14 protein-coding genes are annotated in these 11,866 nt (G+C 62.3%); 5 read left to right on the top strand and 9 right to left on the bottom strand.

Annotation, left to right across the window (positions count from 1 at the left end; all coding sequences use genetic code 11):
• The first annotated feature begins 156 nt into the window (after nucleotides 1–156).
• Both PP1Y_RS05235 and PP1Y_RS05230 read left to right on the top strand, forming a co-directional pair.
• Nucleotides 157–363 (top strand): cold-shock protein, encoded by a 207-nt coding sequence (locus PP1Y_RS05235; RefSeq protein WP_007014604.1) that lies wholly within the window; start codon nucleotides 157–159, stop codon nucleotides 361–363.
• Nucleotides 364–440: 77 nt separating this feature from the next.
• On the top strand, nucleotides 441–692 hold the full coding sequence (locus PP1Y_RS05230) for a hypothetical protein (RefSeq protein ID WP_051009969.1): 252 nt from the start codon (nucleotides 441–443) through the stop codon (nucleotides 690–692).
• 95 nt (nucleotides 693–787) lie between these two features.
• Here PP1Y_RS05230 and PP1Y_RS25965 read toward each other — a convergent pair whose 3' ends face one another.
• Together PP1Y_RS25965 and infA are read right to left on the bottom strand one after the other, a co-directional pair.
• Nucleotides 788–940 (bottom strand): hypothetical protein, encoded by a 153-nt coding sequence (locus PP1Y_RS25965; protein ID WP_007014606.1) that lies wholly within the window; start codon nucleotides 938–940, stop codon nucleotides 788–790.
• A gap of 48 nt (nucleotides 941–988) precedes the next feature.
• Nucleotides 989–1,255, bottom strand: coding sequence for a translation initiation factor IF-1 (gene infA, locus PP1Y_RS05220; protein ID WP_013837041.1), 267 nt, complete (start codon nucleotides 1,253–1,255; stop codon nucleotides 989–991).
• Nucleotides 1,256–1,550: 295 nt separating this feature from the next.
• Here infA and PP1Y_RS25265 point away from each other — a divergent pair, with 295 nt between their 5' ends.
• The 3 genes from PP1Y_RS25265 to PP1Y_RS05215 all read left to right on the top strand — a co-directional run bounded on the left by PP1Y_RS25265 (nucleotide 1,551) and on the right by PP1Y_RS05215 (nucleotide 2,809).
• Entirely contained in the window at nucleotides 1,551–1,739 is a 189-nt protein-coding gene (locus tag PP1Y_RS25265) for a hypothetical protein (RefSeq protein ID WP_083835163.1), read from the top strand.
• The gene (locus tag PP1Y_RS25700) at nucleotides 1,736–2,005 is read left to right on the top strand and encodes a hypothetical protein (RefSeq protein WP_148274846.1); all 270 of its coding nucleotides are present in this window, start codon (nucleotides 1,736–1,738) and stop codon (nucleotides 2,003–2,005) included. Before PP1Y_RS25265 ends, PP1Y_RS25700 begins: the two co-directional genes overlap by 4 nt.
• Before the next feature lie 126 nt (nucleotides 2,006–2,131).
• A complete protein-coding gene (locus tag PP1Y_RS05215) occupies nucleotides 2,132–2,809 on the top strand; it encodes a CDP-alcohol phosphatidyltransferase family protein (protein WP_041558413.1) in 678 nt (225 codons plus the stop codon).
• 11 nt (nucleotides 2,810–2,820) lie between these two features.
• Here the strand turns inward: PP1Y_RS05215 and PP1Y_RS05210 are convergent, their stop codons facing one another.
• The 7 genes from PP1Y_RS05210 to PP1Y_RS05180 all read right to left on the bottom strand — a co-directional run bounded on the left by PP1Y_RS05210 (nucleotide 2,821) and on the right by PP1Y_RS05180 (nucleotide 11,799).
• Nucleotides 2,821–3,495: a DUF2270 domain-containing protein gene (locus PP1Y_RS05210; protein WP_013837039.1), complete on the bottom strand. Its 675-nt coding sequence runs from the start codon at nucleotides 3,493–3,495 to the stop codon at nucleotides 2,821–2,823.
• 99 nt (nucleotides 3,496–3,594) lie between these two features.
• The gene (locus PP1Y_RS05205; RefSeq protein WP_013837038.1) at nucleotides 3,595–5,073 is read right to left on the bottom strand and encodes a glycerol kinase; all 1,479 of its coding nucleotides are present in this window, start codon (nucleotides 5,071–5,073) and stop codon (nucleotides 3,595–3,597) included.
• A gap of 74 nt (nucleotides 5,074–5,147) precedes the next feature.
• Nucleotides 5,148–6,635 carry a glycerol-3-phosphate dehydrogenase gene (locus PP1Y_RS05200; protein WP_013837037.1) on the bottom strand — a complete coding sequence of 496 codons (1,488 nt, stop codon included), beginning with the start codon at nucleotides 6,633–6,635 and terminating at the stop codon, nucleotides 5,148–5,150.
• Between the two features lie 18 nt (nucleotides 6,636–6,653).
• Complete coding sequence (locus PP1Y_RS05195) at nucleotides 6,654–7,742, bottom strand: LLM class flavin-dependent oxidoreductase (RefSeq protein WP_013837036.1); 1,089 nt, start codon at nucleotides 7,740–7,742, stop codon at nucleotides 6,654–6,656.
• A gap of 126 nt (nucleotides 7,743–7,868) precedes the next feature.
• Nucleotides 7,869–8,783 (bottom strand): aldo/keto reductase family oxidoreductase, encoded by a 915-nt coding sequence (locus PP1Y_RS05190; protein WP_013837035.1) that lies wholly within the window; start codon nucleotides 8,781–8,783, stop codon nucleotides 7,869–7,871.
• On the bottom strand, nucleotides 8,780–9,793 hold the full coding sequence (locus PP1Y_RS05185) for a LacI family DNA-binding transcriptional regulator (protein ID WP_013837034.1): 1,014 nt from the start codon (nucleotides 9,791–9,793) through the stop codon (nucleotides 8,780–8,782). The genes PP1Y_RS05190 and PP1Y_RS05185 overlap by 4 nt, the downstream gene beginning before the upstream one ends.
• Nucleotides 9,790–11,799: an alpha-glucosidase gene (locus tag PP1Y_RS05180; protein ID WP_013837033.1), complete on the bottom strand. Its 2,010-nt coding sequence runs from the start codon at nucleotides 11,797–11,799 to the stop codon at nucleotides 9,790–9,792. The genes PP1Y_RS05185 and PP1Y_RS05180 overlap by 4 nt, the downstream gene beginning before the upstream one ends.
• Nucleotides 11,800–11,866: the final 67 nt, after the last annotated feature.

Raw genomic sequence — 11,866 nt, 5'->3', positions numbered from 1 at the left:
CGAATTTGCGACGGGTTTCGACAATTCTGGTTTTTGAGCCGACCTCTGCTTCGGTAATTTTCCCATCTGAGACGATTTCCCTTTCTCTGACGGTTTGACGTGATCCGGTCGCACGCGTTGTGCGCCGGGAACATCGTTTCTTGAAAGGAAACACCAATGCCTATCGGCACCGTAAAATTCTTCAACACCGACAAGGGCTTCGGCTTCATTTCGCCGGACAACGGCGGCGATGACAGCTTCGTTCACGTCTCGGCGGTTCAGGCAGCAGGCATGCACACGCTCGAAAAGAACCAGCGCATTTCCTACGAAGTTGAAGTCGGCCGCAACGGCAAGGCTTCGGCAACGAACCTTCGCGAGGCCTGATCGCGCGAAGTGCAGGGCTGTCCCCGGACAGCCCTGACATGCTTGTTTTTTGTGAAATCTCGCGGAGAGACCCTCATATGAGCCTAACCCGCACCTTCTGCGACGAACGCGTTCGCGCTGCGACCCTCGCCGCAGACCAATCCAGCCTCGACAACGTTCGCGAACGCGAACTGCGCTCGGCCGCCGCCTGGCAGGCCATGTCCGACCGGATCCGCAAGCTTGAGGCTACACGCTCCGCCAAGGAACGCGCCCAGCTTGAAGCCCGGGAAAACCTGGAAGTCGCGCAATCCGACCAGGCAACGCGGGAAACCAGGACCAGCGCGAACTGACAACGCAGGAAGCAGGCCCTTAGCCTGTCCTGCGATGCAGCGAAATGAATTTCATGGAAGTACAAGGCCGGGCAGTGCCCGACCTGTAGCGCGTGTCAGTCCACCATGGCCGCGACAAGGAGTTTCAACTCCTGCACGGAAAGTGAACTGCGCGTCTTCTCAAGCGTATGCTTGATGGAAAAGGGCAGCTTTTCACTGCCGTTCTTCTTGTGGGGACGCCCGAACGCGTCCGAAATGGTATTGATCATCAATTCCTCTGATAGCGGCCGAAGCCGCATCCCCTTTTTGTTTTCTGGTTACCTTCTGAAATTGCCACGCCCCTTGCCCGGTCCCGGCTGCCCGGGAGAACGCTCACGGAAGACGATACGTCCCTTGCTGAGATCGTAAGGCGTCATTTCCACGTGAACGCGGTCTCCGGCCACCGTACGGATACGGAACTTGCGCATCTTGCCTGCCGTGTAGGCGATGATCCGATGCTCATTGTCGAGCAGTACGGCGAAACGTCCATCGGGAAGTACTTCCTCGACCGAACCTTCCATTGTAAGTAATTCTTCTTTAGCCACTTCAATAAATCCTGATAAAGCGTTGCCCAGCCCCGATGCTCGAATGCAATCCGGGAAATGATTGCCAGGAAGCTGTAGAGGAAATCGAGATTGCAGCCGAAGCTGGAAATCATCTCGCCATGGAGCGACGTAGCGAAAGTCATATAGAGCTTTCTTTCGCAAATTTCAAGCCAGCGAAATTTTATGCTCCACTAGCTATCTGGACGGTTTTGGACTACAGTAGATTTATCGCCGGCCCCGTTCCGCACATCGGTGACTGAGAGACCATCGCGCTCCCGCATCAAGGAGAGCAGTCTTGGACCTCAATCAGCTTCTGTATCATCACCAGATTGCACTCATGCGCAAATCGGATGACGAAGCGCCACAGCACTGTGGATCGCGTTTCGATCTCGTCTCTCACTACGAAAGGCGGATCAGCAAACTGCGGCAAGAGCTGGGGACCACGCAGTATCCTAACTGGCCCGACGGCCAGGCGCACTTGTGACCTCCTGCCGGACTTTCCGCGAAGCGCCCGCGTCCTGCGGCAGGCAGTGGACCAACCTGCCCAGATCTTCGGAGCAATGGAAACGTCGCAGCGAAGTCTATGGGGTGGCCTTCCATCTGCTCGGCGGCGCAAGGCCTGCCTCCCATTTCCTTGGCGCGCATGATGCCGCCTTCCCGGGCACGTTGCTCTCGGTAGCCATGAGTTCGGCCCACGGCCAACTGATGGTCACCAAACTGGTGCGCCGGCTTGCCGCCCAGTCCATCTGAGCCGGCGGCGTGGCGCGAAATCCCTTTACAGATGGCCGCGCAGCGTCTTACGCACCCGAATAAAGCCGCCGGGCCGACGCATGATCGCTGTCGCAACGGCCGCGAGCCCTCCCGAAAGTAACCCGAATGAGTTCAAATCCCGATACCCATGCCGGCCCGATGGTGCGCATCCAGCAGAACCTGTTGGCGCGCTCGGAACGGCGCATCCTGCAATGGCTGTGCGCGCGCATGCCCGGCTGGATCACGCCCGATATCCTGACCGCCCTGGGCATTGTCGGCGCGGTCATGACTTTCGCGGGCTATGCCGCCAGCAACCTGGCTTCGCATTGGCTGTGGCTTTCGATTGCCGGCTATGTCGTGCAATGGTTCGGGGATTCGATGGACGGCAGCCTCGCCCGCTTCCGGAGGATCGAGCGACCTGCCTATGGCTATTTCATCGATCACAGCTGCGACGGGCTGACCACGGTGTTGATCGTGTGGGGTCTCGGCGCCAGTCCGTACATCGACATGAACGTCGCGACCGTGGCGCTGGTAGGCTATCTCCTGCTCTCGATCCACGCCTATCTCGCCGCCCGGGTCATTGGCGAATTCAAGCTCTCCTATCTCTCCGCCGGACCGACCGAACTGCGCTTCATGCTCATCGGCCTGACGCTGATGATGATGGTGCTGGGAAGCGGCAAGGGCATGTTCGGCGTCACGTCGGGCTTCGACGTCTTCGTCGGCGCCGTGGGAACGATCCTGATGATCCTCTTCATCATCCAGACGCTCGTCACCGGTCGTCGTCTCGCGGTAGACGCCCGCTAGACGATCCGGCTTCATCCCATGCCGACATGGTCTTCACGGTTGGCTGCGCGCCGCTTGTCGTCACGCCAGCTCCAGATCGCGATACAGCCCCAGGCAAGGCAATAGAGCGCACCGAGCCCGAGCACGAGTTCGCCCGGAACGGGACCGATCGCAGAGCGCTGTGCGAGCTGGGACACATGCTCGATCGGGGTCGGATGGACGACGATCTTGCTGACGAAGGCTGTCGTCTGGATAAGCAGTATCCAGAAGTAGTTGCGCCTTATGCGCCTGCCAATCGCAACCTGCAGCGGGATATGATAACGCGGGCGCAGATAGTCGCGGGCCAGCGTCTGCTGCCACTCTTCTTCGTGCCGGCCATTATCGCCGTTGAGAAAACTGGCGAAGAAGTGCGTCTCCATCCAGCGGCAACGGGCACGCCAGACATTGAAGTAACGATAGCGGCGCGCTTCGAGCAGCAGGAAAAACAGGATAAGGATGCCTGCGAGCAAAAGCGGCAGGGGAGAAGCGTCGGGGGATGCAAAGGTGATGGACAGGGCGATCCCCAAGGTCACCACCGACCAGTTCGTGGTGGTATCCAGCCGGGTCCGCCAGACCGCAGAACGGTAAACCTCTCCGCGATAGAGGTGCGCGATCGCGCCGATCTTCGCAGCACCCAAGTCAGGCGCCGCTTCGGCCTGCAGGGTCATGTCGTCTCTCCCGCAATTCCGGCGACTTATGTCGCTGGGAAGAAACTCGGCCCTTGCCGGGCCGATGTCAATTCTACCGCCGCAGTACGCCGCGTCCGATCAGGTGCCCTTCCCCAGTTCGGAGGCCAGCACGTCGTGCCACAGGCCAAGGCGGGCGCGACGCATCGCAGAGTCCATGGCCGGCCTGAAGACCATGACCTCGGGACGCATCCTGGCGGCCTCTTCCAGCGATCCGAAGATACCGCAACCTACGCTTGCCAACATCGCCGCCCCCAGGGCAGTTGTCTCCACATCGAGCGGCCTTTCGACCTGCAGATCGAGGATGTCGGAAAGGTCCTGTGCGATCCAGTCGTTCGCACTCATGCCGCCGTCGAGACGCAGGTTGAGCCATGCCGCGCCGTCACCGTCGAAGGCAACTTTGAGATCATGCATCTGATGGGCCATGGCTTCCAGCGCAGCGCGAACGATGTGTGCCCGCCCGGTGCCATGGGTCAGTCCCGCAATGACTCCGCGCGCTTCGGCACGCCAGTGCGGGGCCCCGAGGCCCGACAGGGCCGGCAAAATGCAAACGCCGCCGCTGTCCGCAATCGAGCGGGCGAGACTTTCGGTTTCGCAGGCAGTTCCGACCATGCACAGTTCGTCGCGCAGCCATTTGACCAGGCTGCCGGCGACGAAGACCGAGCCTTCCAGCGCGTAGCTGCGCTCTCCGCCGATCTGCGCCAGCACGGTGCTCACCAGCCTGTGACTCGACAACCTCGGCGAGGTTCCCGTGTTTGCCAGGACGAAAGCGCCTGTTCCCAGCGTGGCCTTGACGTCTCCGGGTGAGAGGCAATTCTGACCGATCGTTGCTGCCTGCTGATCTCCGGCCAGACCGCATATGGCAATCGATCCACCGAACAGTTCCGGGCTCGTCCGCTCGAATTGTCCGGCATTGTCGACGATCTCGGGCAGGCTGGCGCGCGGGACGCCGTGAAGCGCGAGCAGCTCGTCATCCCAGCCCGCGCCTTCCAGCGGCATCAGCATCGTCCGGCTGGCATTGCTGGCGTCGGTGATATGCAACCCTGCGGTGAGCTTCCAGACCAGCCAGCTCTCGACAGTTCCGAAAGCCAGCCTGTCCCCGAGCTCGCGCGCCGCCGGCACGTTTTCGAGAACCCAGCTCATCTTCGTTGCCGAAAAATAGGGATCGAGCATCAGGCCGGTCCGCGCACCGATCATCGGTTCATGACCCGCTTCCCGCAATTGCTGGCAGCGGTCCGCTGTGCGGCGGTCCTGCCAGACGATGGCGGGGGTGATCGGCTTGCCGCTCTGGCGGTCCCAGGCAACAACGGTTTCGCGCTGGTTGGTAATGCCGATGGCAGAGATGCGATCCGCGCCGCCTGCCCTCGCGACCATTTCCCGCGCGCAGGCGAGCGTCTTTTCCCAGATTTCGTCTGCATCGTGCTCAACGTAGCCGGGCGCAGGATAATGCTGCGTCAGTTCCGACTGGGACACGCCCAGAATGCTGCCCTCGGCAGAGTACAATATGGCTCTGGTCGAGGTCGTTCCTTCATCGAGAACCAGAATGGGGCGCTCTTGCACCGTATCTCTCCCTAAGATTCAATCCGTGATGGTCTGCGCCCGCCCCAACCCTGGATGGCAAGCGCAATCCAGCCTCAAGCAGGCGTCAGTTTCGCAAGGTATTTCTGCAGCTCATCGACCTGCTGCGCGTTCATTCTCAGGCCCAGCTTGGTCCGGCGCCACAGCAAATCCTCCGCGCTGCGGCACCACTCGCGCTGAACGAGGTATCGCACCTCGCATTCGGTCAATCCGTTTCCGAAGTGAATGCCGCATTCCGGCAGCGCTGCGGCATTGCCGAAAATGTCCGAGATCAAGGTCCCGTAATTGCGCAGCAGGCGGTGCAGCCATCCCGGCTCCAGGAATGGATAGCGCGATGCATAGTGTTCAAACATTGAGGGCAATTCATCGGCGGAGAAATTGCCGCCGGGCAGCGGCGCCTTGTCGGTCCAGTGCTTGTGAGCAAGCTGCGGCAAGCGGTGGCACAGCAGATCGACGGCTTCCTGCGCCAGATGCCGGTACGTGGTGATCTTGCCGCCCATGACCGAGAGCAGCGGCGCCCCCTCATCCTCGTCGGTCAGTTCCAGCGTGTAACCGCGCGTCGCCGCTTCCGGCTTGCCTGAGCCGTCGTCGATGAGCGGTCGCACACCCGAATAGGTCCACACCACATCGCCGGGGGTCACGGGTTCTCGGAAGTAGTGGCTCGCCCCCTCGCACAAGTAGGCGATTTCCTCCTCGCTGGCCCGGACGTCCTCAAGGCTGCCATGATGGTCGCGATCGGTCGTGCCGATCAGCGTGAAGTCCTGCTCGTAAGGGATGGCGAAGAAGATCCGCCCGTCGGGAAGCTGGAAAAAATAAGCGAATTCATGCTCGAATTTGCGCGGAACGACGATGTGCGAGCCGCGCACGAGGCGCATGCGCCGTTCGGACTGTTCACCGGCCTGCCCCAGGAGCTTGAGGACCGCAGGCCCTGCTGCATTGACGACTGCCCGCGCGTGGAAGCTCTTGCCGCCTGCCTCGATAAGCCAGCCCTCCGCCTCGCGGGTCAGCGCCTCGACCCGCGAACCCGTGTGCACCTCGGCGCCGTGATCCGCCGCATCGCGCGCATTGAGGACAACTAGGCGCGCATCGTCCACCCAGCAATCGGAATAGACATAGGCGTGGGTGAATTCGTCCTTAAGCGGCCTGCCGCCGGGATGTCTGGCGAGATCGACCGACCGCGTCGCCGGAAGGCGCTTGCGGCCACCGAGATGGTCATAGACGAACAGGCCCAGGCGCAACAGCCAGCGGGGCCGCAGCCCCTTCACATGCGGCAGGATGAAGCGCAGCGGCCAGATGATATGCGGCGCAATCGCCCAGAGGCGTTCGCGTTCGCTGAGCGATTCACGGACGAGGCCGAACTCGTAATGCTCAAGATAGCGCAGGCCGCCGTGGATGAGCTTGGTCGATGCAGAAGACGTTCCGCTTGCCAGGTCACGCGCTTCCAGCAGCAGGACTCGCGCACCGCGGCCCGCGGCATCGCGTGCGATGCCGCAACCGTTCACGCCGCCGCCGATCACGGCAATGTCGAAGAGCTCTTCGCTCACCTCGGTGGCTTCCTTCTGTCAGGCTTCGAGCGGACCGTGCTGGATATGCGGCAGGACGTGGCGCGCAAACAGGTCGGCCTCCTGCGCATGGGGATAGCCGGATAGGATGAACGCCTCGATCCCTTCGTCCTGATAGGCGCGAAGTTTGGCGAGAACCTGATCGGGCGTGCCGACGATCGCGGCGCCGCAACCCGAGCGGGCACGCCCGATGCCGGTCCACAGGTTGTCCTCGACGAAGCCATCTCCCCCTGCGGCGCTTCGCAGTTCCGCCTGGCGCTGGACACCGTAGTTCTTCGCATCGAGCGACTTTTCGCGAATGGCCTTGCCCGCTTCGTCGTCCAGCTTCGACAACAGGCGGTCGGCATAGTGGCGGGCCTCCTCTTCGGTTTCGCGGACGATGACGTGGACACGGTATCCGAACTTGAGACTACGGCCAAACCGCGCAGCACGCGCTTTCATGTCGGCGATGGTTTCGCGCACCTTGTCCATCGTATCGGGCCACATGAGATAGACGTCGCAGCCTTCGGCAGCGCATTCGCGCGCATCCTCGCTCAATCCCCCGAAGTAGAACGCGGGACATTTGCCAGAGATAGTACCGATGCGCGGCGGGTCGAGCTGGAGCTTGTAGAACTCGCCCTCGTGATCGAGGTGCTCGCCATTGAGGAGCGTACGCACGATCTTCATGACCTCGGTCGCGCGGGCATAACGGCGCGCACTTTCGAGCTTTTCGCCGGGCATGTCGGAGGAGATGATGTTGACGTTGAGGCGGCCGCCGGTGCCCGAGGCATTCGGGCCGAGGATGCGGTCGAGCGTTGCGATGCGGCGCGCAAGCTGGGGCGGCCAGTCCTCACCGATGCGGGTGGCCCAGAGCAATTTCATGCGGCGCACCTGCGTCGCCACCGCAGCGGCAAAAGCCGTGGTATCGAGCCCGAGCTGGTAGCCCGATGGCAAAAGGATATTGTCGAAACCGCCTTCCTCGGCGCGCATCACGATATTGCGGCAATGTTCCCAGCTCGACTGGAGATAGGGATCGGGAACCCCGAGGAATTCGTAATCGTCGTCGCACAATGCGGAGAACCACGCGATTTCACATTTCCGGTCTGACATTTCGATCTCCTCTCACATCAATCAGGCGTGCGCGATTGCCGGGTCACCCCGTCCGGGCGCACGTTTGCATGTCCAGCAATAGTTACCGTTACTCTCGTTCAGCTCCGCAGGTGCGGAACTCCTGGCTCAGGGCAATGGCACTCCCCGGGCCGCGACCAGAACGCCGTACCACTCCTGCCTGGTCCAGCGGACTTTGAGCGCCGCCGTTCCTTCGACGATCCGCTCGGCCTGCTGGGACCCGATAATCGGGACGATGCCTGCCGGATGCGCCATGAGCCAGCTGTAGGCCGCAACCGTACTGGATACGCCATGGGCATCGGCCACCGCGTTAAGCGCCGCGGCAACCGCCCTGTCACGCGCGCTCTGCGGATTGGCGAGGCGTCCGCCGCCCAGCGGCGACCATGCCATCGGGAGCAGGCCCATCATCATCGCCTGATCGAGTTCGCCGTTCTCGAAGCAGTCGATACGCAGCGGGCTGATCTCGGGCTGGGTGGACACCAGGCTGGTACCAAGGAACGAATCCAGCGCGGCAATCTGGTGGATGGTGAAGTTCGAGACGCCCAGCGTGCGGATCTTGCCTGCCGCAACGGCATCCTCCAGCGCGCGCGCCACTTCCTGCGGGTGGGTCAGGATGTCGGGACGATGGACCTGCCAGAGGTCGATTTGCTCGACCTTCAGGCGGCGCAGCGATGCATCGATGGCCTCGTTGAGATAGGCGGTGCTCTGATCGTAAGGGAGCGGCGGGCAGATGCCGCCCTTGGTCGCCAGCACCATGCGCGGGCGCAGCGAGGAATCCCGGGCCAGCACTTCGCCCAACAGCGCCTCTGCATCGCCGAACCCGGCCGCCCCGTCGAAACCGTAGATATCGGCAGTATCGAGCAGGGTGATCCCGGCATCGAGAGCCGTGTTCACGAGACGGGCAGCTTCTTCGACGGTGCGCCCACCCTCTGCAAGGCGCCACATGCCCCAGGCGATCGAGGACACTTCGATGCCGCTGGCACCCAGAGTTCGGACGGCAGGGGCGGCAGGCAATTGGCTCATATGGTCTTCCTGAGAGGCGGCGCGACGGATGCGCGCTCGATAAGGGAATGGGGCAGGCGGCGGTGGGTGATCTCGTTACCGGCGATCAGGATCTCTGTGGCGGTCTGGGCCAGCTCCGCCATCGGCTGGTGAATGGTGGTGAGCGGCGGCCATACCGTGCGGGCCAGGGTTGTATCGTCGAAGCCGGTCACCGACAGCTGCGCCGGCATCTCGATCCCGCGGCCATGCGCTTCGGCAAGGACTCCGGCGGCCATGTCGTCGTTCGACGCGAAGATAGCAGTCGGCACCTCGGGCAGGTCGAGCAGGTACTGCGCCGCCCGCACACCGCTTTCGAAATCGAACTCGCCCTCGAAGACGAGCGAAGGTTCGAACTGGATGCCGACCCGGTCCAGTGCCCGGCGATAGCCGAAGAGGCGATCTTCGGACGCCATGTGGCTTTGGTGTCCCTTGATGAAACCGATGCGGCGGTGGCCCTGGTTGATCAGGTAGGTCGTCATGTCATCTGCGGCCTGCGTGTCATCCATGAACACCGAGCTGGTGAGAGCATGGTTGGTACCCGGCGAGATCCGCACGAAAGGCAGGTCGAGCGCCTCGAGCGCGCGCAGCACCGGTGCGCAGTCGGTGACTGGCGAGGACAGGATGATCCCGTCGACATGCGTTTCGGTAACAAGACCGCGCACCTGTTCGCCAACGGTCGGATCGGTCACGTCGACCGGCTGGGCAAGCAGGCGGATGTTGTGCTGCTTGCACTGTTCCCAGCATCCGGTCTGGATCTGGAACATGTAGAAAGGGCTGTGGTTGTCGTAGATCAGGGCGATCTGGTTGGATTTCGATCCGGACAGGATGCGGGCGGCAACGCTCGGGCGAAAATCGAGCTTCTGCATGGCCTCCTCGACCCGCGCACGCGTATCCGCGCTGACGTAGGGATGCCCGTTCAGCACGCGGCTGACCGTCTTCACCGCCACGCCGGCCATGGCTGCCACGTCCCTGATATTCGCCCGTTCACTCATCCCCGCAACACCCCTTCCAGTCCGGCAAACAGCTGCGCGAAGGCACTGTCCGGCCGATAGAACACAGGCGGCTGCCCGATCGGAGCGGGAACCTCGGCAACTCCGGGTGCGTAATCCTTGCCCGTCCAGCAATGTCTCCAGACACCGCTGCCCGGCAGGATCACCCGGCGCGCCTCGGCTCCCTCTTCGATGACGGGTGCCACGACCATGTCGGCACCGTAGAGGAACTGATCCTGCACCGTAAACAATGCAGGTTCATCGGGATAATGCAGGAACAATGGCCTCTGGGCAGGAAGACCCGCCCCTTGCGCCTCGTGGCACAAGTGGCGGACGTAGGGTGCCAGATGCGCGTGGACCCGGCTCCAGCGCGCAAAGCAATCCAGCAATTCAGGTGAAGAATCGAACTGGAGGTTGTCATCGGGGCGATTGCCTTCGTGGCTGCGCATGACCGGCGCAAAGGCCGACAGCTCGCACCAACGCTGCATCAGTTCGACGCTGCGGACATTGCCGTGGAGCGATGTGTAGCCGCCACAATCGGAGTGGCTGTAGGCATTGCCGACCAGCCCCGAAGAAAGCGCGGCAGTCACGACCGTCCCGATGCCGTCATGGCGCGTGAAATCGACGCACTGGTCTCCGGCCCACAACAGCGGACAATAGGCTTGCACCCCGGAAAAGCCGGCCCGCATGAAGAAGAGCGCATCGCCCGTCCTACCGCGCGAAGCCAGGGCTTTCGCATTGACCTGCGCCCACAGGACCGGCCAGCGGTTATGGGCTTCCATGGCGTCGGATCCGTCGGCGAGGCACAGATCGGTCGGCAGGTACTCGCCGAAATCCGCCATCCATCCGGAAATTCCGATATCCAGCATTTCGCGCCCAAGGATACGTTCGGCGAACCAGTCGCGCGTCTCTTCCCGGGTGAAATCGAGGACACCGCAGTCGAACTCGCCGAAGTCGACGAGATAGACCTCGTCACTGTCCTGACGCAGGCAGAAGTGACCGCCTGCCAGGGCTTCCTCATAGAGCGTCCCGTCGACCGCCAGGTAAGGATTGGCATAAGCGAGGAAACGAATGCCCCGCTCGGCAAGCGTCGCGATGGACGCCTTGAGATCGGGATATCGTGCCTCACTGCGCTCAGACCCGACCCAGTCCCAGAACAGGCGGCGCCCGAAGCTGGTTTCACGAATGCCGGCCCAGTCCTCGCACCACAAGCCTGACACGGCCGCGCCAGCATCGATGAAGCGCTCCAGCCGTTCAAAACTGCTCGCACCCGACTTGAGGCCGACAATCGCGCCGCCGATGGCCCAGTCGGGCAAGGCCGGCTGGCGGCCGAACCTCGCCGATAGTGCCGAAACCAGCTCCAGGGGCCCGCTGGAGGCAAACATTTCGAAGCGGGCGCACCTGCTCCACACCTCGACGCGGTGCGCGGCGGGGTCCGAGAAATCGAGCACGCTGTAGCAGGCAGCATCGAGATGCACGGCGAGCCACCGGGAAGTAAGGAAGGTGGGTTGCGGGTAATTGGTATTCCAATAGTCCCCGCCGGCCATCCCCTGCTCATCCATGATGCGGGTCAGTTCGGTAGCCTTGTCGCGCCCCACGCCCGGTTCGCTGGTCCACATCGGAAAGCTGCGACCGTTGAGCGCCAGATAGCTCATCTGCTCGCCGCCGCCCCAGACCACCTCTTCAGGTTCGGCATGGAACCTGACGGTAATGCGATCATAACCGGGGAGCAGCACATCGAGCTGCAAACGCGTTCCATCGATGCGCAGCACCGCGCAGGGCGAACCGGCGTCAAGGAACTCGATACCTCCATCGGCCCTGCGCCACTTTGCAGGAATTATGCGACCCGATGGCTCGTCGGAAATCGAGAAGTTGCCTCGATACATTTCCACACAGGACTTGCCGCGCGCAATGTCCAGCGCTGGACATGATTCTCTGTGACGCAGGACCACGCGCCCCCGATACTCGAGGTCGAAACCGTCTCCAGCGTCCAGAATGCGCACTTCCAATGCATTTCCTCTCTAATGTCGCCCTGCCCAATGCGGCACTTTGTGCGCTTCTGCATTTGCGTATGAC

Origin of the sequence: Novosphingobium sp. PP1Y (assembly GCF_000253255.1) — a bacterium.
Taxonomy (GTDB): domain Bacteria; phylum Pseudomonadota; class Alphaproteobacteria; order Sphingomonadales; family Sphingomonadaceae; genus Novosphingobium.
This window is presented reverse-complemented; position numbering and strand designations above follow the sequence as displayed.